Here is a 20,911-nt window from a genome sequence, read left to right as displayed (position 1 = left end):
AAATGGAAAACTCACTGTTATACTGTCATCACCAACTTATATTACAAGGAATGTAATCATGCGATTAAAAAATAAAGTAGCTATAGTTACCGGCGCTGCCAGTGGAATTGGAAAAGAAATTGCCATTGTCTACGCGAAAGAAGGTGCAAAAGTAGCTATTGCGGATCTCAATCTCAACCAGGCTCAAGAAGCTGCCAAGGAAATACAGTCCATGGGTGGACAAGCGATGGCAGTGGCTATGAATGTTACCGATGAGGGACAAGTTAATGCAGGTGTAGATTCCGTTGCCAGCAATTTCGGGGGGGTCGATATTCTGGTGAGCAATGCCGGGATTCAAATCATTGAATCTGTTGACAAATTATCGTTTTCTGATTGGAAAAAAATGCTTGCCATCCATTTAGATGGAGCCTTCCTAACCACCAAAGCCTGCTTAAAACACATGTACTCTGCCAAAAAAGGCGGCAGTATTATCTACATGGGCTCAGTTCACTCCAAAGAAGCTTCATTATTGAAAGCTCCTTATGTCACTGCAAAACACGGCTTACTTGGTTTATGTAAAGTCGTGGCCAAAGAAGGAGCCGCTCACGGTGTGCGTGCCAATGTTATTTGCCCAGGTTTTGTTCGTACTCCATTAGTCGATAAACAGATTCCTGAACAGGCAAAAGAATTACATATCAGTGAAGAAGATGTTATTAAAAAGGTTATGCTTAAAGAAACCGTGGATGGCGAATTTACCACCACTGATGACGTGGCACAAACTGCATTATTTTTTGCCTCATTTGCATCAAATGCCCTAACAGGACAATCATTAGTTGTCAGTCATGGCTGGTTTATGGAATAAACATAGATAAACAAGGCACTTGTTAAACAATACAGGAGTTTTAGTGATGAATGAGTCACAAATAAAAGAAGATGCATTTGCCATGCCCTTTTCATGCCCCTCCTATCCTAGAGGCCCTTATCGATTTATTAATCGTGAGTATATGATTATTACTTACGAAACAGACATTGACCTATTGCGTGAAATTGTACCTGCCCCATTGGAAGTCACTGAGCCATTGGTAAAATTTGAAGTTATTCGCATGCCTGATTCGACTGGATTTGGTGATTACACCGAATCTGGACAGGTTATTCCTGTTCGTTTTCAAGGAAAAGAAGGTGGCTATACACATGCCATGTATTTAGATGATCACCCTCCTATTGCAGGCGGTCGAGAAATTTGGGGATTCCCTAAAAAGCTTGCACAACCCAATTTAGCGGTTGAAAAAGAAACCATTGTAGGCACGCTGGATTACGGGCGTAACCGCATTGCTACTGCGACAATGGGTTATAAGTATGAAACACTGGATATTAAAAAAGTGGCTAATGCCATGGGGACCCCTTCCTACCTACTAAAAATTATCCCCCATGTTGATGGGAGTACACGCATTTGTGAGTTAGTCGAATACCATCTTCAAGACATCACAATCAAAGGAGCATGGACAGGACCTGCAGAACTGGAACTATTCCATCATGCACTGGCCCCAGTTGCTAAATTACCCGTAAAAAGAGTAATTAGTGGCATGCATTTTGTTTCTGATTTAACACTACCTTATGGTCGTGTTGTTCATGACTATTTGAAATAATTTAAGGGATTAACCTGTTAATCCCTCTTTAAACCTTAGCTCAGTAGAGGAAATACGATGCTCATTTTGCTTGGTTACTCTATAATTCTGCTTTCAGTTTTTGGTGGATTTGCATTAGCTGGAGGACATTTAGCCGCGGTATTCCAACCGGTTGAATTATTAATTATTGCGGGTGCGGCCATAGGATCCCTAGTCGTCGGCAATAGTGTGAGTGTTTTAAAATCTATCGGCAAGGCATTGCCTGTTTTGTTCACCAGCCCAAAATCAGCAAAAATCTTGTATAAAGATATCTTAGGCTTGCTGTATGCCCTATTGAATAAGGGTAGACAAGAGGGTTTCATGTCTTTAGAGGCTGATATCGATGATCCAACCAATAGCCCTATTTTTAGCAATTACCCACGCATTATGGCTAAACCTCATATTATTGAGTTTCTTTGCGATTATCTTCGTTTAATGATTACTTCAAATATGCAACCCTATCAGTTGGAATCGTTGATGGAAAGTGAAATTGAAACTTATCATCAAGAGGAATCCATTCCGGCAAATGCAATATCAAAATTGGCAGATGGCATGCCGGCTTTTGGTATTGTTGCAGCAGTTTTAGGCGTAGTGCACTCTATGGAGTCAATCAATTTGCCACCGGCGGAACTTGGTGTACTAGTAGCGCAAGCCCTAGTAGGAACCTTTTTGGGGATTTTATTAGGTTACGGATTTATTGGTCCACTTGCTACCGCCTTAGAACAACGGGCTAATGACGCTATTCTTATGCTCAATTGTATTAAAGTGACCTTGTTAGCAAGTGCCCATAATTACCCTCCCATTATTGCTACTGAATTTGGTCGCAAAGTATTATTTTCAACGGCAAGGCCATCCTTCAGTGAGCTGAATGACGAGATTAAGCCTGTAAAACAAGAAGAACCCGAAGCAGCCTAGAGAATTAGCATGTCTGGAAATGATGAAAAAAATATAGTTATTTTAAAAAAGGCTAACAAACATCGAAACCACCCTCATGGTGGTTCCTGGAAAATAGCCTATGCCGATTTCGTAACAGCGATGATGGCATTTTTCTTATTAATGTGGTTACTTGCTTCGTTAAATAAAGCACAAAAAGCTGGTTTGGCCGAATACTTCAAGCAGCCTTTACGTATCGCATTGATTGGTGGAGACAGTATGGGGGCACGGAAGAAAACCATTAACGGTGGCGGAACGGACATTAAACAAAAAGATGGCCAAGTAAAAGCAGGAGATCAGGCCCTTGAAAAAAGTCAAGAAATTAAAAAATTGGAACAATTAAAAGACCAAGTACTTAACACAATTACAAAAGATCCCGCACTTGCTGATTTAAAAAATCGTTTGCTAATGGATGTCGTATCAGAAGGTTTGAGAATCCAGCTCATTGATAATAAAAACAAACCCATGTTTGGCATTGGAAGTGATGAAATTGATCCGGAAATGTTGCAGGTACTTGATAAAATAGCAAAAATTTTAAATAACGTGCCTAATAAAATTAGCATTCAAGGTCATACAGACGCACACCCCTATCACAACCCTGAAGATCTGAATCAAAGCAATTGGGAACTTTCTACTCAGAGGGCGAATACAGCTCGTCGCGCATTAATCAAAGCAGGCATGCCAGAAGATAAAGTAATGGAAGTGATTGGTTATGCTTCAACAGTGTTGCTTGATAAAGCCAATCCATTAAATCCCGGGAATCGTCGCATAAGTATTATCGTGATGAAAAAAGATGTTGAAGCAAAAATTATTCAGAACGATTGATAAATTGAAATATGTTCAAATTGTATCTTGACTTAGCCATCAAAGTCACATACTGTTCATTATTAATTCTAAAAAATCACTTTTGTAACGAAGCATATCAATTATGAGCCGCATAGCTTTTATTCACTCAATGATGCGTTGCCTGGACACTGTTATCCAGGTTGTGCAGAAAAAATAGTCGAATAGCGCCATCTATTTTCAGCTACAACACCGGTGTCCAGGTTTTCTACCTCATTTGTGTCGTCAAGCGCTTAATGTATTCCCATATTTTGGGAATTACTTGGCAGTTTTTTGCTAAGTGAGTGGAAGCTAAAACATGAAAACATTAACAGTGGAACAACTAGACCACATTTCCCTTGAGTTTTTCTTAAGAGCATATATTCGCCTAAAAATCTCCCCTGTATCCGCCAAATATTCCTACCCCAATGAAACCAGCATTAATCCTGCTTTTCAAAGAATTGAAGACATCGAGTTCCCACTGGCTCTTAATGAAAAACGACTATTTGCCTTAAGAAGTGACCTGGTACTTGCGACGGGGATTAAAAATGCCTATCAAGAATATGGTTATTCAGGATTAAGTACAGCAATTGAGTCTAAGAATCATCATCTTATCAATTGGGAGGATCGATATGGTCACCCTTCATTGGCATTTAGCGATAATCAATACGATGGACGAGTATTCTATGCAGGCTTTATTTGCCAACGTGCTACTCATTTAGAAATTTTTTTGTCATCAGGACGATTTAATCGCTTTGATAGAACCAAGGAAGAGATTCAGCCACTAACTAGTGAACAAAGAACTATTCTTGAAAGTTACCTCACGCTTAAATTTACCCGGGTTTACGGGAGTCAATCCCTCTATTTTTATGATACACAGCCAGGTCAGCAAGATGATGAGGATTCCGCCCTTTTCTTCTCAGATCTACCCTTTCCAAAAACTAAATGTCCTCGAATTTACACAACGGAAAACATTCTTAAAGCGGTTGAATTGGCACGACAGCTATTAAATTACCCTATCGCCCAATCCTATATCCAAAACTCAATTGCTCCAGTCAAGCCTAAATATCAATACGACAATGAGGGAAATATTAATCCCGCCTTCCAAAACATCGAACAGGTTAACTATCCTTTACAACTCTGGGAAAAGCGTATCTGGGTGTTGCGAACGGATTTTATATTGGCTTTGGGAGTAAAAAACGCCTATCAAAAAGAATATGACTATCATGGTTTGGCAGAAAGTTTTAGTGATTCGCTCCATTCCTTCTTAAACTGGAATGATAGATACGGCCATCCCTCTCTAACTCTACCCGAAGGTGATTATGATGGTTCTGCATTTTATGCGGGCTACCTATGCCAACGAAAGGGATTTCTACAGGTCTATTTGGTCTCTGGACGTTTTGATCGCACTGATTTAGATTGCGAAAAAACACAGATTTTAGAAGCGTATATTGCTTCATTATTACAAGTCGCCTATGGGTTGCAAGATATCGTGTTTGATTACGGCAATCCCGATAATCCTAAATATCATCAAGTTTTTTTTGGAAATGGAGTCTTTGATAAAAAAAATCCTCAGCGTCGATATTCAGTATGCGATATTGAGCATATTCTTCAAGAAATTCCTTGTGCACTTAATACACCCGTAAAATCTATGTAGGATTCCCACTACCCTCCTATTTGAGCGAATTTGATGACAACCAGCATCTTACTGGATGCCTCGGACAAGCCGAGGCAAGTAGGCATAGGATTCAACACGGCCTCTAACACTCCTATCTGCCTCGGACAAGCCAAGGCAAGTAGGCATAGGATTCAACACGGCCTCTAACACTCCTATCTGCCTCGGACAAGCCAAGGCAAGTAGGCATATGATTCAACACGGTCTCTAACACTCCTATCTGCTCGGACAAGCCAAGGCAAGTAGGCATAGAATTCAACACGGTCTCTAACACTCCTATCTGCCTCGGACAAGCCAAGGCAAGTAGGCATAGGATTCAACACGGCCTCTAACACTCCTATCTGCCTCGGACAAGCCAAGGCAAGTAGGCATAGGATTCAACACGGCCTCTAACACTCCTATCTGCCTCGGACAAGCCAAGGCAAGTAGGCATAGGATTCAACACGGCCTCTAACACTCCTATCTGCTCGGACAAGCCAAGGCAAGTAGGCATAGAATTCAACACGGTCTCTCTCACTCCTACCTGCCTCGGACAAGCCAAGGCAAGTAGGCATAGGATTCAACACGGTCTCTAACACTCCTATCTGCCTCAGACAAGCCAAGGCAAGTAGGCATAGGATTCAACACGGTCTCTAACACTCCTACCTGCCTCGGACAAGCCAAGGCAAGTAGGCATAGGATTCAACACGGTCTCTAACACTCCTACCTGCCACGGACAAGCCGAGGCAGGTAGGAGTAGGATTTGCACTAGTCCGTCCATCCTACCTGCCTCGGCTTGTCCGAGGCATCCAGTTGGGTGTTCATTAAAAATCCGAACTCTAATTAAAGAATTATCTCAACACTGTTGTAAATTTCTGGTGGTGATGAAATGATTTGTAATTGAGTAATTAATAATTGATAAGGATGTCATTCATGGAAACCAGATCAGTCTATGTTGCAGGAGGCATGCGCACTCCCTTTGTTAAGTCGATGACATCCTACAAAGATATCTCTACCCAAGATTTAATGATTGCTTCCTTAAAAGCCCTTGTAGAAAAAATGAAACTTGAAGGCAGACTGATTGGTGATGTTGGCTTAGGTGCTGTGATTAACAGTTCTTCAAACTGGAATCTTGCTCGTGAAAGTATTCTTGGCACTGCTCTTGACCCCCACACGCCAGCCTATACCTTACAACGAGCTTGCGGTACAAGTTTAGAAACAACATTACAAATTGCCCTTAAAATTGCTAATTACCAAATTGAGGATGGCATTGCTGGGGGTGTCGATACTAATAGTGATATTCCCATTATGTTTCGCAGAAGTTTTGGGCGCAAATTACTTCATGTCAATCAATCAAAAAATTTTCCAGAGAAATTGAAAACCTTTGCGTCCTTTCGTCCCGGTGATTTGAAACCAGAATTTCCTGCTGTAATTGAACCACGTACGGGTTTGTCAATGGGACAACACACTGAAAAAATGGTTAAGGAATGGGGGATATCACGCCAGGAGCAAGATGAGTTAGCACTGAGAAGTCACCAAAATGCTGCCAAGGCTTATAAGGAAGGATTCTATGATGATTTGATTTGTGAATATTTAGGTTTAAAACGTGATGGTATCACACGGGCAGATACCACTCTAGAAAAATTAGCCACACTAAAGCCCGCATTTGATCGAAGTGACAAAGGCAGCTTAACTGCTGGAAACAGTACCCCCTTAACAGATGGCTCCTCAGCAATTTATTTGGTGAGCGAATCCACTGCCAAGACGTATAACTATCCCATGCTTGCACGTTTTGTGGATGCACAGGTTGCAGCGACTGATTTTGTCAATGGAGAAGGTTTACTAATGGCACCCACCATTGCTGTGAGTGAGTTATTAAAACGGAATAAATTAGCGCTACAAGATTTTGATTTTTATGAAATCCACGAAGCTTTTGCAGGTCAAGTTTTGTGTACATTAAAAGCATGGGAATCTGAAGATTATTGTAAACGTGTTTTGCATCGAGAACGATCATTAGGTTCTATTGATAGAGAGAAAATGAACATCAAAGGAGGAAGTCTCGCCTTAGGCCATCCTTTTGCTGCAACAGGAACCCGAATCGTGAGTAATCTCGCTAAGATTTTATATCAACATGGAAAAGGACGAGGTTTGATTTCTATCTGCACAGCAGGCGGAATGGGAGTAGCAGCGATTATGGAAGCAGTCTAGTTATTGACTCGTCTTTGCGAGGAGCACGAAGCAATCTAACTTTCAACTTACTGTTAAGATTGCTTCACTATCTTCGCTAATTTAGTTCTATATTTACAATGACATCCTCTTAAAAAAGTAAATAAGAATCATTTGTATTATCAGGGACATACTGATATTTTCAATGAAAATTTAGAGGCTTATTTGGGGTAATTCGCTAGTTTAAAATTGCTGCTTGCGATACAATATTTGGGCATGTTTTACCGGACAGCAATCTATGAAACCCCTGACTCGAGACATTCTCCTCACACTATCAGTCAAATTCGCTTTATTTTTTCTTCTATGGTTTGTTTGTTTCAAGGATGTTGAAAAACCTGCAAAAGATATGCGGCAATGGCTGTTGGGATCTAGTTTGCAATCTGATACGACAGTGACTCGAACTAAACCTTGATCTAGTTTGCATTCTAACTCCAGCCATGGGAGGTTTTCATGATACCTGGTAGCGAAGTCGTCGATCTTTCACGCTTACAATTCGCTTTAACTGCACTTTATCACTTTCTATTTGTCCCGTTGACGTTGGGTTTATCGCTTTTGCTCGCTATCATGGAAACCCTTTATGTGATGACGGGTCGCGAAATCTGGCGCCAAATGGTCAAATATTGGGGAATATTATTTGGTATTAACTTCGTCTTAGGCGTTGCCACTGGGCTTACGATGGAGTTTCAATTTGGTACCAACTGGTCATACTACTCCCACTATGTGGGTGATGTTTTTGGCGCCCCACTTGCAATTGAAGGTCTAATGGCTTTCTTTTTAGAAGCGACGTTTGTCGGCCTGTTTTTCTTCGGTTGGGATAAGTTAACTAAATTGCAGCATATGGCCTGCACTTGGTTTCTTGCTTTAGGAACGAACCTCTCAGCACTATGGATTCTCATAGCAAACGGTTGGATGCAAAATCCCGTGGGTGCAAAATTTGACTATCAAACTATGCGAATGGAAGTCACCGATTTTGCAGATGTCATGTTTAACCCCGTAGCTCAAGCTAAATTTGTTCATACTATCAGTGCAGGTTATGTTACTGGAGCAATTTTTGTTCTCGCAATTAGTGCTTACTTTCTACTACGCGGTCGCAATAAAGACTTTGCCAAGCGTTCGATGACTGTCGCTGTATCGTTTGGTTTAGCCTCAGCCTTATCCGTTGTTGTTCTTGGAGATGAGAGCGGTTATGTGTCTAACATCAACCAAAAAATGAAGTTGGCGGCTATTGAAGCGATGTGGCACACAGAAAAAGCACCCGCGGGTTTGACTTTGATTGGAATTCCAAATCAAAAAACAATGCATACAGATTTTGCAATTGAAATACCTTACGTGTTAGGTATCATTGCCACACGTTCCTTTAACGAACAACTCGAAGGTATTGTTGAGCTCGTTGAGCAAGGTAAACTAAAAATTCGCGAAGGCATACTAGCCTATGATGCATTAAGTCGTTTGCAGAAAAATCCACAGGACGAACAAGCGAAAAAAGATTTTGCCACCTATGAATCGTCGCTAGGATATGGCCTGCTTCTTAAAAAATACACCGAAAAGGTGGTTGATGCGAGTGAAGAGCAAATCAGTAAAGCGGCCAACGATTTAACACCTCATGTCGTACCTCTGTTCTTTTCATTTCGCATTATGGTTGCTTGTGGTTTCTTCTTCATTTTTCTATTTGCAATGGGTTTTTATTTATCAGTCAGACGTAAACTTCACACGACACGCTGGTATTTACATGTTGCGTTCTGGTCACTGCCTTTGCCATGGGTAGCAGCTGAGCTTGGGTGGATCATTGCCGAATATGGTCGTCAACCATGGGTTGTACAGGGAGTTTTACCTACAGCATTAGGCTCCTCTTCTGTAAGTGCAGCACAAGTTATGACGTCACTATCAGGCTTCATTATTTTTTACACAATACTTGCCATTGTTGAAATTTATTTAATGGTTAAATACATCCGTCTAGGCCCTGATGGCTTAGCTCACTAAGGAGAAAGTAATTATGCCTTTAGATTATGAAGCTTTACGTATCATTTGGTGGGCACTCCTTGGCGTTTTGCTTATAGGGTTTGCTGTGATGGATGGCTTTGACTTAGGAGTAGCAATTTGGTTGCCGTGGCTCGCTAAGACAGACATTGACAGACGCGTCTTAATCAATAGCATCGCGCCAACATGGGAAGGCAATCAAGTCTGGTTTATTTTGGGTGGTGGAGCAATTTTTGCTGCCTGGCCAGCATTGTATGCGCTTTCTTTTTCAGGTTTTTATCTCGCAATGCTAGTGGTGCTACTTGCTCTCATTTTGCGTCCAGTTGGATTCAAATATCGCTCTAAATTAACCAATCCTCAATGGCGCAGTTTCTGGGACAAGGCATTATTTCTTGGTGGTTTTGTTCCTGCTTTAATTTTTGGTGTTGCCGTTGGAAATGTCATTCAAGGAGTCCCCTTCTTTTTTGATGAAAGTCTTCGCGTTTTTTATACGGGAACATTTCTGCAACTATTAAACCCTTTCGCTCTATTATGCGGCTTAGTTTCAGTCATCATGTTAGCCATGCACGGGGCATTTTTTCTAAATATAAAAACACAGGGTTACCTGCAACAGCGTGCAATAAGTGCAGCCAAAATCAGTGCAATTCTCTTGGTTCTTCTTTTTATTTTGAGTGGATTGTGGCTGTATTTTGGAATTGAAGGTTATGGTCTTGCTGCTCCAGTTGTTCATGATGGCCCTTCAAACCCTCTTTTTAAAACAGTTGTCCATCAAAATGTAACCTGGTTTATGAATTATCAAACCTGGCCTCTTACTGTGTTTGCTCCTATAGGAGCCATCGTCGCAGCATTTTTGGCGATAGTTCTAACACAAAGACCTTTCCTGGCATTTATCTGTAGTGCATTGTCTGTAACAGGTATTATTGCCACGGTAGGACTTAGTATGTTTCCTTTTATTCTGCCGTCGTCAACTTATCCCAACCAAAGTTTGATAGTTTGGGACAGTTCATCCAGTGAATTGACATTATTCATCATGTTAATTGCGACGGCTGTTTTTTTTCCTTGTATTTTAATTTACACCGCTTGGGTATACCGTGTATTACGCGGCAAAGTTACCCCTGAGTCTATTCAAAGTAATGAGCATACAGCTTATTAGGAGGTTTTAAAAATGTGGTATTTTTCATGGATCTTAGGTACAGGCTTAGCCTGTACCTTTGCAGTTTTAAATGCAATGTGGCTTGAGCTTAGACTTAGCGATAAGGATAAAGAACAAAACTCAGCCAATTAAATAAAAGATGGAGGAATAGTAGCCACTATTTCTTCGTCCTTCTCCTTCGTTTTAGTCTTTTTATTCATTTCAATATCAAGCTTTCTCTCTTCTTCCAATCTTCTTTTTTTGGACATGAAGTTTGATTGATTAGTCCATTTGTACCCCACAAAATCACCTACTCTATTTCCTTTTTCATTAAAGCCAACTGTACAAGCACTCCAGCCTATTGTGCGATTCTTACCATTCAATTTTTCTAACACAGTAGACAGGGAAAAATAATTTTTATTTGATTTGAGTATACTCAAATCAAACAGTACTCTAGCCGTAAGTGGTTCTATTACACGGGGTTTAGGGAAGCTTTTTTCACCATCAACAAGGCAAAGATCGGGTAATTTTTTTACCGTAGTGTGTCGACTAAAAAAAGTAGGGGAAGGATTTATAGATTTCACAGGAACAGTTTCTTCATCTTTTTTTACTACCACGACATTTTCGACTTTATAGAGGTCATTTTCTACATCCCTAGCCAATTCATTGCTAAGAGTACCTCCCAACCCTGAAATCAGTACAACAGTTGAATCGAATTTACTCATATCAATAAATTTGTCCTCAAGCTCCCAGCTACCGTGACCAGAACAAACCAGCGGTGATACTACAATTCCCTTATCAATAGCGGCCAATAGCCCCTTTAATGGCTCTATTTCCTCAAGGATTGTTCTAAACTTCGAAAGTTTCTCTTTAGTAGAGTCTTTTACAAGCACAGAGCAATGAGCTGTATTTAATAACCGATAAGTTTCTAGTAACTGCCAATTTGCCAATTGAGCGTAATTTTCACGACGAGGTCGCTTAATCAGTAAACTTGAAATTTTTCTTGCATAATAGGCTGTATTTTCATCCAGATGTAAACGGACATGTTCTTGGACATTAATATTATCTGCCAAGACATAAGTAATTTTTTCGCGCTTTTGTAATTCTTCTTCAAATATCTCTAATAGTTGCAAGGTAAGTCGATTAATACTCATAATGGAATTATTTTTATGAAAATGAATATTATAAGAGCAATTTATTAAGAAATTATTAAAGCTTTTTTATAGCTTATTCATTGAGGGGAACTCTCAAAATGTAAACAAATCGCAAAGAATAAAGAATATTTTTTGGTACACTTCAAATGTAAGGTAAATTATAATTAGTTTAACTGCCCTTTTTAGGGAGTAAGCATTAGCTTAAGAATTCGGAGCTTAAAATGAGCACACCAGAAGATAAAGTCAAACAAGATTTGAACCGGCTACGTGAGTTGCACTCACTAAAAGAGCGGGATCAAAAAATACAAGAAGAATATCAGCGTCTTTATGATGCCTATAAAGATCAAATTGTTAAAAATCCTAATTTGCTAAAACCGGAAGACAAACAAAATCCACAAGAGTATCAGATAAAAACCACCAAAAAAGGGTTTGCTGCAGAGATTTTGAAAGATTATGAAAAAGCAACCGGAAAAAAACCGGTGGAAACTGACGAGGGCGTAGCACTTGCCTTTGCTAATCAAGAAGAAGCTGTAAAATTCTTTAAAGGCCAAGCCAAACAAAATCGTGCATTTGATGCCTACTGTGCCAAAGAAGATCATCGTGTCTATTCAGATGGTAAAGGTACCTTTGTGCATGGAACCATGGCTGATGTTACTGCTTACCTCAAAGATCCAAAAGGCTTTAAGCTCGATGAATCAGGTAAATTATCAGCTAAGGAGCCCGAAAGTACTCATCAATCTTCACCTAATTAATTCTGACAACTAGACTACTGTCAGTGTTAATTAGAAATTCCGAACCTATTACCACCTCCCCGCTTATCCGGGGGAATCTAGGCTTATTGCAAACTTTTTGGATCCCGCGGACAAGCCGCGGGACGTAGCGAAACACTTTATTACCTAGATCGATGCATCATCCTAGGATGTAGTATTCTCACTTACTAGCAGTATTTGTCTTTTATTTTGCTCCTAGACTATAAGCTGAAGAGCCTCGGTTTTAATCCAAAAATTCCAAGCTTACTCACTACGTCCCGCGGCTTGGCGGCGGGATCTAGCTCTATTGCAAACTTTCTGGATCACGGCGCGTACAAGCCGCGGGACGTGGGTTTAATCCGAAACTCCAAACTTACATCTACTTCCCGCAGGGGAGGTGGGAAAGTTGTTACATAGACCCATGTATCATATATCGGATGTAGTATTGTCTTGATTACCTTTCTTATTTACTAATGCATTTGCTTTTTTACTTTGCTTCCTATCCTGCCAGCTTTGGATAAATACATAAAATGCAGGCACAAAAACAACTGCAAGGCACGTGGAAGCAAGCATACCGCTGCATACAGCAATACCAATGGAGCGTCTGGCATTAGCCCCAGCTCCGGTCGCAAATACCAGAGGGAGAACTCCCATGATAAAGGCAAAGGATGTCATAAGAATAGGACGAAAACGTGTTTTTGCACCGAGTACTGCAGCTTCAATCGCGGATTTATTATGAAGTAGCCGTTGCTCACGAGCAACCTCAACAATCAAGATAGCGTTTTTGGCAGCCAGGGCAATCAATAGCAATAAACCTATTTGTGTATACATATTGTTATCGAGACCCAGGCTGGATAATGCCAATACCGTACCGATTAAGGTTAATGGCACGCATAGAATAACTGCTGCGGGTGTAAACCAGTTTTCATATTGCCCAGCCAAAATCATATACACTAACACAAGGGAAAGAGCAAAAATAAAATAACTTAAATTCCCCGCTACTTTTTCCTGATAAGCAGTACTTGTCCATTCAAACGATAAACCTGCTGGTAAGAGTTTATGAGCCAAATCTTCCATAGATTGAATTGCTTGTCCTGAACTGAAGCCTGTCGCAGCAATTCCATTAATACTGCTTGAAGGATATAGATTATAAAGGGAGATAAGAGCAGGACCAATTGTATTATTAATATCAGTCAGCGTCCCCAAAGGAACCATGTCTCCCGCAGCATTTTTTACATAATAATTGCGTACATCCTCAACGCTCATACGTGAAGACGCATCAGCTTGTACGTAGACCTGGAAGACCTGTCCAAACTTAGTGAATAAGTTCACATAGGACGAGCCTAAATAGGTTTGCAGTGTATCGAATGCATCACCTACCGCTACCCCAAGTGATTCAGCCTTCACTCGATTGATTGGTGCTAACACTTGCGGCACTGCAGCTCGAAATGACGTCATCAATTTTTGTAGTGGAGGTTGCAGCATACCGTATTTCACTACCTGATCGGTTGCTTTTTGCAATTTAATATAGTCAAAAGAACCATCCTGCAACTCTATTTGCATTTGGAAACCACCGGATAAACCTAAACCTTGGATAGGAGGTGGAACGACTACTAACACTTTAGCATCCGTAGTATTTGCAGCAATGTTACTGAACTTGGTATAGAGTGTTCTTAAATCTTCCCCTTTCCCCCGAACGCTCCAATCTTTAAAAATAATATAAATAACGCCAGAATTAGCGAGGCTGGAATTATTATCCAATAGTGAAATACCATCGATGGCGATCACATTTTCAACACCACCTACTTTAGAAACTTCCTTGGTTAATCGATTAAGAATGTTGTCAGTTCTATCCAGTGTTGCGCCATCTGGAAGCAGAACACTTAGAATAAGATATCCTTGATCTTCAAGAGGAATAAATCCTGTAGGAATACGCGTTATACCAAAGATAGCTACAGCCACTAAAATAATACCTACCAAACAAGCACTTGCACTGCGATTTACAAGACGCCCAATAAACCGCACATAACGCTCTTCTATTGGATTATAAAATCTATCAAAAGTTCGGAAAAAAATATTTTTGGGCTTATTAGGATCGATGGGTTTAAGCCACAAAGCACATTGTGTTGGTTTTAACGTCATCGCATTAATTGCACTAATAAGTGCAGTGGCGGCAATAACCAAAGCAAACTGCGCATACATGGATCCAGTCAGTCCCGGCATAAATCCTGCCGGCACAAACACAGCCATCAGCACAAGAGTGATACCGATAATAGGACCAAATAACTCCCGCATTGTTTCAATGGATGCTTCTTTAGGGGCCATACCTCGTTCAATATGCTGGGTCACGCCCTCGACAATAACAATCGCGTCATCCACCACAATACCGATTGCTAGCACTAAGGCAAATAACGTCAGCAGGTTAATTGAATATCCCATTAAAAACATTGCGAAAAAAGTACCAATAATGGTAACGGGTACGGTGGTGGCAGGTACTAAGGTGGCTCGGAAATTTTGCAAAAATACGACTATTACCAATAAGACTAGAATTCCCGCCTCAAAAAGTGTTTTATAAACTTCACTAACCGATGCTTTTACGAAGATAGTCGTGTCAAAAGGAATAGAATACTTCATTCCTGGTGGAAATTTCTTTGCCATTTTGGCAACAGTTTTACGCACTTCCTCTGCAACCTGCAGGGCATTAGCCCCAGGAAGCTGAAATATTCCAATAGCAGCAGTGGGTTTCCCATTAAGTTTAGCAAGCTGACTGTAGCTTGAAGAACCGAGTTCAACCCGACCTACATCCCGAATTCGAACCACTTGAGCACTGCTGCTGGCATCAGCGTCTTCATCGGCTTGGGATGCCACGCTTTTAATAATGATTTCGCCAAACTCATCTGGATTAGCAAGCTGTCCCGGTACGTTTACAGTAAATTGATAGGACTGTTTACCGACAACTGGAGGAGAGGCAATCTGTCCTGCGGAAACCTCTTTGTTTTGATTGCTAATCGCATTAAGCACATCACGCGGTGTCAACGAAAATGCTAACATTTTTTTCGGATCAAGCCAGACACGCATTGCGTAAGTGCCGGATCCGAAGATGATTACGTTACCTACACCGGGTAATCTTGCCAATTCATCCTGCATGTTAATGGCTGCATAACTGTCAAGAAATAGGCCATCATATTCACCGTGTTCAGACGTTAAAGTAATAAACTGCAGAATCGCTGTGGATTTCTGTTGGACCACAACACCCTGTTGTTGAACGGCTTGCGGCAACTGAGCCATTGCCGCTTGCACACGGTTTTGCACCAGTACCTGGGCATAGTTAAGGTCGGTTCCAATAGCAAACGTTACAATCAATGTATAGTTACCACTATTGGTACTGGTAGATTGCATATAAAGCATATCTTCAACCCCATTGACTTGCTGTTCAATAGGGAGAGCAACCGTTTTAATCAATGTTTTTGCATCCGCACCAGGATAATTCGTTGTCACTTGAATTGTTGGCGGAACAATCGCTGGATATTGCGAGACGGGTAAAACAGCGATGGCAATTATGCCAAGAAACACTAATAAAAGTGCAATTACATTGGCTAATACAGGCCGTTCAATAAAAAATTTAGAAATCATTCCCTTTTCTTCTCACTTTGGATAGAGGATCTTTATTTTACAGTTCACAATAACGGCTTAAATTTTTTCTTTATACTTTAAGAATTTGAACTTTCTTGCGGCTTTGAGTTTACCTGCGCACCAGGGGTTGCATTCTGTAAGCCATCAACAATAACGTTATCGTCTTTTTCAAGTCCTTTAAGAATTGCGCGTCTTCCTTGATTCAGACTACCAAGAGTCACTCGCTTTGTTACTACATAGTTATTTTTATCAACCGTTAATAAATACGGACCTATTTGGTCATATTGTATAGCGGTATCAGGCACCGTTAATTGTGGGTGCGGATGAGTTACTGGAATTCGAACCTGAACATATAATCCAGGTAATAACCCATGATTTTTATTCGATAGAAGAGCACGAAACTCCATGGTCCCTGTGGATGCATTAAGACCTGTATTGACGAAATCAAGTTTCCCTTCATGTGGAAAATTGGTTTCATTTTGCATTCCAACAAATACAGGAATTTTGTTAATGTCTGTCGGCTTGAAACCCCGGGCTTTTGCCGCTTCACGCAATTTAATTAAGTCCAGTTCATTTAAATTAAAGTAGACATAAATTGGGTCTATTTGTTCGAGAGTAGCAAGATTAGTTGCTTTGCCATTACCGACTAAGTTTCCTGGATCAACCAGATGACGACCAATACGTCCATCAAAGGGCGCTCGCACATGGGTATAGCTGTAATTAATGGCTGCCACCTTGGAATTCGCTACGTTCTTTGCAATTGCTGCTTTGCTCTCATCAGCCTGAGCACGCCATTTTTCCACATTCTTTAAAGAGGTAGCGTTCTCTTTATACATTTGTTTTTGACGTTCATATTCGGCTTGATCATAAGTATGAGCGGCTTTCGCAATGGCAACTTGCGCCTCGGCTTCTAACAATTTTTCCAAATAAGGTTGCGGTTCAATGATAAATAATTCCTGGCCTTCTTTTACATAAGAACCATCGACAAATTTCACTGAATCTAGATAACCTTCAATACGCGCCACCAGATCAACCGAATTAAAAGCAACAGTGTTACCGGTTTGAGTGACATATTCTGTCATCTCAAGTAATTCCGGTTGTTTAACAAACACAACTGGCAAGGGCAGAGTGTCTGCATTATTTGACGTTTTATGATGCAAAAATAAATAAAGAATAAGAAATATAACAAATCCAACCACTGAAATTTTTACTATTTTTGAATGTCTTTCTGTATTCATATCATCACCAACTTGGTAGATAAAGTTGCTTCAAGCGCTGTTTTTTAGTCATGGGGGGTAGATGATTTTCTGGCTTTAATAAATTACCCCAATTTGTTCGCGCGGCCATTTCTTGTTTAATATGATTGGGAACAACATCATTGCAACAGCGAATTTGCCAACCACCCCCAAGTGCACGATAAAGCGCTATTAAGGCCTGATCAACCTCTCCTTGCGTATTCGTTAATGAGGTCTGTACACGCAATTGCTGTCTTTCGACATCCAATACAGTCGTATAATTTGCTTCGCCTTCTTTATAACGTGTTAAGGCTAATTTGGTAGAAACAGTCGATGATCGATTTGCCTGGATAAGATAATTTTCTGATCGTTTCGTTTCAATATAGCGGGTAATATTATCCTGAACTTCTTGCTGAGCTTGTAACACTAAATTGATATATTTTAATATTGCTTGTTGAAATGCCGCATCTTGCACACGCACTGCGTTGGTGATCTGTCCGTAGTTCAATATAGGCCAAGTAAAAGAAGGTCCTGCGGTTATCTGTCGATTAGACCAGTTAAAAAGATCACTGATTGAGTTACTACCAATAGTATTGGCCGCAAAAGAAAACGTACCTGCCAGTGAAAAGGACGGAAATAGATTTGCCTTGGTTGCTCCAATTGCTTCGGATTGAGCAATCGCTTCTAAGCGTGCTTGATGAATATCAGGTCTTTGATCTAACGCCTCTCGTGGAATACCTACTGCCACTGTAGGAGGAGTTCTTGGAATACCTTTACTTTTATTGATGAGAGGATCGACCTGATTAGGCAGTATGCCCAACAAAACGGCTAATTTATCTTTTTGTTTTTGTAAATCGCTAATTAAAGTAGGTAAGGTAGCTTCTGTTTCAGCCAGTTCTGTTTGGGCCTGTTCCACATCCAACAAACTTGTTTGGCCCCCTCGATATCGAGACTTAGCAATCTTAAGACTCATCGCTTGTAGTTGTATATTTGCTTTAGTAATTTGTATTAATTTTTCATTGGTACGAATACCCACATAGGCACTCGCAATCTCGGAACTGAGTATGACCAAAGCATTATCATAAGCTGCCACTGAGGCTAAGAATGTCGCATCATCAGATCGAATAGCTCTTCGATATTTTCCCCAAAAATCCAGCTCCCAGCTAGCTGTACCACCAACTGTGGCAGTTTCAAAACTTGAGGGTAAAAGAGTTTGTAGCGAACTACCACCAATCCGGTTATACGTATAGTTACCTGCCATAGCTTGTTGTTGGGGGTAAAGCTCACCAACCGATTGCGCAAGCTGTGCTCTGGCTTGTAATACCCGCACTCCGGCACTCTGGACAGTTAGATTATTATGATAGCCTAATTCTATTAAACAAGTGAGCGTGGGGTCATTAAATGCCTTCCACCAATTAGCATCTCGAAGAGGAATAGGTTTTACTGCCGGGCTTTTCTGCAACCATTGATCAGCAATAGGCTTTGGCGGCTCTTTATAATCCGGACCAACCATACAGGAAGTAAGAAATAAGCAAGCTATTACTGTAGAAACTTTTAACATATGCGCAAATATTTCCCTATATTTACTACCTCAATTCGAATTAAGAGATACCCTGGGCAAAATGCTTATAGCATGCTCCTGGTTAATAGTATCCGTGATATCACCCAGTAACAAGGGCCCTATTAAAAAATACTCGATAGGCGATTACAGTAAGGGACATCGGCACTAGACCGCTCTGCTCTGCTAAAAAGAATTAGTTGATTGGATTGGTTCCAATGTACTTTCCCGGATGCCTCGGTCAAGCCGGGGCACGTATGCAAGTAGCCCAGGACACATGGATAAGTAGCATAGACACGTGGATGAGTAAAAAGGACTCGTAGATGGCATATTAGCCATGACATAGTGGCTAAATAATGAAATTCATTGAGTTGCTTCTATACTTAAAGGGATTAAGTTTAGCGGAGAACATTATGACAAAAAGAAAAGCACCTACGCCAGAGATTTCTAAAGGAAAGCAAAAAATTTCCCCTAGAAATTTAAGAAAAATTAGTGGAGGAAAAGATAAGAGTTATATCGATATACATAATCCAATTAAAACCCCCACAGCCCCTGCAGCGGGGACTTAGTATTTATACCTTTTTGCTAGCTAATTGGATGGTTCCCACAGAGCAACATGCGCACCTGTTGGGTCAGTAATAATTGCCAAATGACCCATTTCTCCCGCTTGAGTAACCCCTTTAATTACTATTGCGCCATGATCTTTAGCTTTCTCTAAACAGGCTTTGATATCAGACACTAAAATATAGGACATCCAATGGGGTGGGATTTCCTTTTGTTGTTCAGCAGGAATAGCCCATATGCCTGCAATATTTTTATCGTGGGTACGAACCAGGGTATAAGTCATATCCTCCATTTCTTGATCCACAAACTGCCAGCCAAATACTTTACCGTAAAAATCCTCGGCTTGTTTAACATTAGGTGTTGCTAATTCGTTCCAACAAAATTCACCAGCGACTAAAGTTGTCATTTTTATTCTTCCTTAAAATTTAATGAGAGGCTATCTAAACTAATCTTAATCTTTAAATCTGCGCGTTTAAATGTTGTTTTATTTTTTCCTGTGTCTCTATCAAATGTTGTTCATTTTGATATTTCATCCGAGGCCAAAAAAATCCTTTTAAACCATCTCCTTTGTTCCTGGGAACAATATGCGCGTGTAAATGAGGAATACTCTGACTAATCTTATTGTTCATGGCAATGAAACTTCCTTCTGCTTCCATTCCGTGCTCAACTGCTTTACCTATCACCTGGATTAACTGAGAAAATTTCGTTGTCAATGACGGGGGCAAATCATAAAACGTTTGAATATGTTCCTTGGGCGCTAATAAAGTATGCCCAGGAAATAAGGGTCGATGATCTAAAAAAGCAATAAAATATTCATCCTCAAAAACAATAGATGCCTTTTCTTGTTTATTAACAATTGCATCAATAATACACTTTTCTCTTTTGGACTGATTAACGCTCATTCGTCTGTATCCTTTATTCGCAATTTTTCTGTCATATAACGCCCAACCAATTGCGCCATGATAATCGTGAGATAGGCTTGCCCTGCAAATGATTCCATCCAGGAAAGTGTTTGTGTAATAGGGGTTTTAGGGACTACATCACCATAACCAACGGTAGTTAATGTGATAAATGAAAAATAAATCAGATCAGTATCATAAAAACTGGAGCTTAAGCCTGAGAATGCATTGTAATCTGTAAGCCCAATGCACAAATAAAGATAGGCATAAGCAAGTCCTATAAATAAATAGGCCGAAAGAGAGCCAAACAAAGTTGTGACGTCAATCGTTTTATCAGCAAAGGTATACCGTAAACAGACGGCTGCCATCAGCGCAAAATAAAGCATTGTAAAAAACGCTTTTATTACTCCTATTAAAGGATAAGCAAACAATAGACTTAGTGACAAAAACACAGCTTCACAAACAGCAAGTATGATTAAAATTCGCAATAGTGCTCTTGCTCTATCACCAATAATAACCAAGCTGTAGATAATAAGGACGGAAAGAATGACATCCCCTAATCGCCATATATCATACTGTGCATCCAACGCTTTGGTAATACAAAAAAATATCAAAACAAAAAAGAGAAATAGGAAGCGTAAGCGTTCAATCAGATTTAAAAAAGTTCTCACTTTATGTCCAAAGAAGCAAACTCATGTCTGCAATATATCTTTAAAGACCAAAAGATCAAAG

19 protein-coding genes are annotated in these 20,911 nt (G+C 40.3%); 12 read left to right on the top strand and 7 right to left on the bottom strand.

What is annotated here, in order from left to right:
- Positions 1 to 58: 58 nt before the first annotated feature.
- From LHA_RS04270 to cydX, 10 genes are all read left to right on the top strand, one after another.
- On the top strand, positions 59 to 841 hold the full coding sequence (locus LHA_RS04270; RefSeq protein WP_045105435.1) for a 3-hydroxybutyrate dehydrogenase: 783 nt from the start codon (positions 59 to 61) through the stop codon (positions 839 to 841).
- Between the two features lie 46 nt (positions 842 to 887).
- Positions 888 to 1,625 carry an acetoacetate decarboxylase gene (locus LHA_RS04265; protein ID WP_045105434.1) on the top strand — a complete coding sequence of 246 codons (738 nt, stop codon included), beginning with the start codon at positions 888 to 890 and terminating at the stop codon, positions 1,623 to 1,625.
- A gap of 57 nt (positions 1,626 to 1,682) precedes the next feature.
- On the top strand, positions 1,683 to 2,558 hold the full coding sequence (gene motA / locus LHA_RS04260; protein ID WP_045105433.1) for a flagellar motor stator protein MotA: 876 nt from the start codon (positions 1,683 to 1,685) through the stop codon (positions 2,556 to 2,558).
- Between the two features lie 9 nt (positions 2,559 to 2,567).
- Positions 2,568 to 3,401, top strand: a complete 834-nt coding sequence (gene motB / locus LHA_RS04255; protein ID WP_045105432.1) for a flagellar motor protein MotB — start codon at positions 2,568 to 2,570, stop codon at positions 3,399 to 3,401.
- Between the two features lie 316 nt (positions 3,402 to 3,717).
- Entirely contained in the window at positions 3,718 to 5,055 is a 1,338-nt protein-coding gene (locus LHA_RS04250) for a hypothetical protein (protein WP_045105431.1), read from the top strand.
- A gap of 930 nt (positions 5,056 to 5,985) precedes the next feature.
- Positions 5,986 to 7,260 carry an acetyl-CoA C-acetyltransferase gene (locus tag LHA_RS04245; RefSeq protein WP_197541149.1) on the top strand — a complete coding sequence of 425 codons (1,275 nt, stop codon included), beginning with the start codon at positions 5,986 to 5,988 and terminating at the stop codon, positions 7,258 to 7,260.
- Positions 7,261 to 7,516: 256 nt separating this feature from the next.
- Positions 7,517 to 7,690, top strand: coding sequence for a cytochrome oxidase putative small subunit CydP (gene cydP / locus LHA_RS17250; RefSeq protein ID WP_231861973.1), 174 nt, complete (start codon positions 7,517 to 7,519; stop codon positions 7,688 to 7,690).
- A gap of 38 nt (positions 7,691 to 7,728) precedes the next feature.
- A complete protein-coding gene (locus LHA_RS04240) occupies positions 7,729 to 9,258 on the top strand; it encodes a cytochrome ubiquinol oxidase subunit I (RefSeq protein WP_045105429.1) in 1,530 nt (509 codons plus the stop codon).
- A 13-nt stretch (positions 9,259 to 9,271) separates the two neighbouring features.
- The gene (gene cydB, locus LHA_RS04235; RefSeq protein ID WP_045105428.1) at positions 9,272 to 10,408 is read left to right on the top strand and encodes a cytochrome d ubiquinol oxidase subunit II; all 1,137 of its coding nucleotides are present in this window, start codon (positions 9,272 to 9,274) and stop codon (positions 10,406 to 10,408) included.
- Between the two features lie 12 nt (positions 10,409 to 10,420).
- On the top strand, positions 10,421 to 10,540 hold the full coding sequence (gene cydX, locus LHA_RS16335; RefSeq protein ID WP_065238344.1) for a cytochrome bd-I oxidase subunit CydX: 120 nt from the start codon (positions 10,421 to 10,423) through the stop codon (positions 10,538 to 10,540).
- On the opposite strand, the gene LHA_RS04230 is transcribed toward cydX, so the two are convergent.
- Positions 10,537 to 11,541 (bottom strand): DUF6863 domain-containing protein, encoded by a 1,005-nt coding sequence (locus tag LHA_RS04230; RefSeq protein ID WP_045105427.1) that lies wholly within the window; start codon positions 11,539 to 11,541, stop codon positions 10,537 to 10,539. The two genes, cydX and LHA_RS04230, sit on opposite strands and share 4 nt — an antisense overlap.
- A gap of 221 nt (positions 11,542 to 11,762) precedes the next feature.
- Between LHA_RS04230 and LHA_RS04225 the strand changes: the two genes are divergently transcribed.
- Complete coding sequence (locus LHA_RS04225) at positions 11,763 to 12,293, top strand: hypothetical protein (protein ID WP_045105426.1); 531 nt, start codon at positions 11,763 to 11,765, stop codon at positions 12,291 to 12,293.
- 423 nt (positions 12,294 to 12,716) lie between these two features.
- Here LHA_RS04225 and LHA_RS04220 read toward each other — a convergent pair whose 3' ends face one another.
- The 3 genes from LHA_RS04220 to LHA_RS04210 all read right to left on the bottom strand — a co-directional run bounded on the left by LHA_RS04220 (position 12,717) and on the right by LHA_RS04210 (position 18,719).
- Positions 12,717 to 15,923, bottom strand: a complete 3,207-nt coding sequence (locus tag LHA_RS04220) for an efflux RND transporter permease subunit (protein ID WP_045105425.1) — start codon at positions 15,921 to 15,923, stop codon at positions 12,717 to 12,719.
- Between the two features lie 77 nt (positions 15,924 to 16,000).
- The gene (locus LHA_RS04215) at positions 16,001 to 17,161 is read right to left on the bottom strand and encodes an efflux RND transporter periplasmic adaptor subunit (RefSeq protein ID WP_045105424.1); all 1,161 of its coding nucleotides are present in this window, start codon (positions 17,159 to 17,161) and stop codon (positions 16,001 to 16,003) included.
- Positions 17,162 to 17,165: 4 nt separating this feature from the next.
- Entirely contained in the window at positions 17,166 to 18,719 is a 1,554-nt protein-coding gene (locus LHA_RS04210; protein ID WP_045105423.1) for an efflux transporter outer membrane subunit, read from the bottom strand.
- Positions 18,720 to 19,129: 410 nt separating this feature from the next.
- Between LHA_RS04210 and LHA_RS04205 the strand changes: the two genes are divergently transcribed.
- A complete protein-coding gene (locus LHA_RS04205; RefSeq protein WP_156413574.1) occupies positions 19,130 to 19,285 on the top strand; it encodes a hypothetical protein in 156 nt (51 codons plus the stop codon).
- 20 nt (positions 19,286 to 19,305) lie between these two features.
- On the opposite strand, the gene LHA_RS04200 is transcribed toward LHA_RS04205, so the two are convergent.
- The 3 genes from LHA_RS04200 to LHA_RS15945 are packed head-to-tail and all read right to left on the bottom strand — an operon-like array spanning position 19,306 to position 20,850.
- On the bottom strand, positions 19,306 to 19,686 hold the full coding sequence (locus LHA_RS04200) for a VOC family protein (protein WP_045105421.1): 381 nt from the start codon (positions 19,684 to 19,686) through the stop codon (positions 19,306 to 19,308).
- Positions 19,687 to 19,738: 52 nt separating this feature from the next.
- Positions 19,739 to 20,182, bottom strand: a complete 444-nt coding sequence (locus LHA_RS04195; protein ID WP_045105420.1) for an HIT family protein — start codon at positions 20,180 to 20,182, stop codon at positions 19,739 to 19,741.
- Positions 20,179 to 20,850, bottom strand: a complete 672-nt coding sequence (locus LHA_RS15945; RefSeq protein ID WP_052673582.1) for a potassium channel family protein — start codon at positions 20,848 to 20,850, stop codon at positions 20,179 to 20,181. The genes LHA_RS04195 and LHA_RS15945 overlap by 4 nt, the downstream gene beginning before the upstream one ends.
- Positions 20,851 to 20,911: the final 61 nt, after the last annotated feature.

Source organism: Legionella hackeliae (assembly GCF_000953655.1).
Taxonomy (GTDB): Bacteria; Pseudomonadota; Gammaproteobacteria; order Legionellales; family Legionellaceae; genus Tatlockia; species Tatlockia hackeliae.
This window is presented reverse-complemented; position numbering and strand designations above follow the sequence as displayed.